3 protein-coding genes are annotated in these 1512 nt (G+C 49.2%); 2 read left to right on the top strand and 1 reads right to left on the bottom strand.

All coding sequences use genetic code 11. The features are described from left to right. Window positions 1–43: 43 nt before the first annotated feature. Window positions 44–322, bottom strand: coding sequence for a type II toxin-antitoxin system RelB/DinJ family antitoxin (locus tag H8S44_RS16115; protein WP_005924829.1), 279 nt, complete (start codon window positions 320–322; stop codon window positions 44–46). A 126-nt stretch (window positions 323–448) separates the two neighbouring features. On the opposite strand from H8S44_RS16115, the gene H8S44_RS16110 reads away from it, so the two are divergent. Together H8S44_RS16110 and H8S44_RS16105 are read left to right on the top strand one after the other, a co-directional pair. Continuing rightward, window positions 449–847, top strand: a complete 399-nt coding sequence (locus H8S44_RS16110) for a cysteine-rich VLP domain-containing protein (protein ID WP_186997568.1) — start codon at window positions 449–451, stop codon at window positions 845–847. Window positions 848–960: 113 nt separating this feature from the next. Further along, window positions 961–1512: phage replisome organizer N-terminal domain-containing protein (locus H8S44_RS16105; protein WP_186997567.1), on the top strand; the 552-nt coding region annotated here is incomplete at its 3' end.

Genomic DNA, 1512 nt, shown 5'->3' with positions numbered 1-1512 from the left:
TTTTTGAAACTGGTCGTGTACTTGACGGTATATTTGGTTTCTTTCATCTTTTCAGGTCAGCAAATAACTCGTCAAGGTCATTGTAGCCCTTTACAGACGGGTCTTTTGCAATCCTTTCCGCTTCCAGCATGGCAGCAACCGTTTCTTTGTTCGGCTGTTCCAGCCTTACTTCAAAGGGAATGCCGCCTTCACGAAGCGACTGGCGCACAAAGATGTTAAACGCCGTAGTCAGGTTCATGCCAAGTTCAGTAAACAGTGCGTCCGCCTGCGCTTTCAAATCTGCGTCCATGCGGATACTGATGTTTGTGGTATTTCCAGCCATACGATCAACCCCTTTCTGCTGGCAATTATAGTATATGCCATTTGCACGAAGAAAACAATACTTTGCACGAATATTTAACAATAAATTCATTTAAGGAGGTTAGCTGCACTATGAAAGAAATCATTTATGAAGAACAACAAGACTGAACCTATCCCTGTCATGGATTACCGCCAGTATCGCAGAGCGCGGAGGCTGGTGCATGAGTGCTGTAACTACATCGACGGAAACTGTATCGCCCTGGACGATGGGGAGGAATGTGTCTGTGTCCAGTCTATTTCCTACTCCCTGTTGTGCAGGTGGTTTCGGGCGGCGGTATTGCCGCAGGATAAGGAACTGGAAACGGCGCTGTTCCACCGGCTGAATGCTAAGAAATGCTCCGTATGTAAGGCACTGTTTACCCCCGGTTCCAACCGAGCCAAATACTGCCCGGAATGTGCCGCACGCATGAAGCGGATCAACGCCGCAAAGCGCAAGCGGAAACAACGGGAGAAATGTCACGCTTTAGGGGCTGAAAAACCCTTGTAAATCAAGGCTTTTTTCGGGGGTGTCAAAGGCAGTCTGATAGATTTATCCTCTGACCCCTAAAATAGCCTTAAAATGCGTACAGAATCCCAAGAGAAACCCCAAGGAGGAACCCTATGTCAGACAACCGAAAATATTATTACCTGAAACTCAAAGAAAACTATTTTGACGATGATTCCATCGTGCTGCTGGAAAGTATGCAGGACGGTGTGCTGTATTCCAACATTCTGCTCAAGCTGTATCTGAAATCGCTGAAACATGGCGGGCGGCTCCAGCTTGACGAGGACATCCCCTACACGGCGCAGATGATCGCCACCATCACCCGCCAGCAGATCGGCACTGTGGAGAGGGCCTTGCAAATCTTTCTGAAGCTGGGCCTTGTGGAAGTGCTGGACAGCGGTACCTTCTACATGAGCAACATCGAACTTTTAATCGGCCAGTCCTCTACCGAGGCTGAGCGAAAGCGGGCGGCGAGGCTCCAAAATAAGGCTCTTTCCGCGCCTCGGACAAACGGCGGACATTTGTCCGACATTCGTCCACCAGAGATAGAGATAGAGTTAGAGAAAGAGATAGAGATAAAGAGAGAGATAGAGAAGGGACGCTCCGCCCGCGCCTATGGCCGTTACCAGAATGTTTTCCTGACGGACGAGGAAATGGCAGACTTGCAG

Origin of the sequence: Anaerosacchariphilus hominis (assembly GCF_014290175.1) — a bacterium.
In the GTDB taxonomy this organism is placed as follows: domain Bacteria; phylum Bacillota; class Clostridia; order Lachnospirales; family Lachnospiraceae; genus Laedolimicola; species Laedolimicola hominis.
The sequence above is the reverse complement of the archived record's forward strand: the minus strand, read 5'-3'. Positions and strand labels throughout refer to the sequence as shown.

What these genes read in the sequence shown, in the direction of transcription:
- H8S44_RS16115 (WP_005924829.1), bottom strand. Translation starts at nt 322, where the DNA reads ATGGCTGGAAATACCACAAACATCAGTATCCGCATGGACGCAGATTTG.
- H8S44_RS16110 (WP_186997568.1), top strand. Translation starts at nt 449, where the DNA reads ATGAAGAACAACAAGACTGAACCTATCCCTGTCATGGATTACCGCCAG.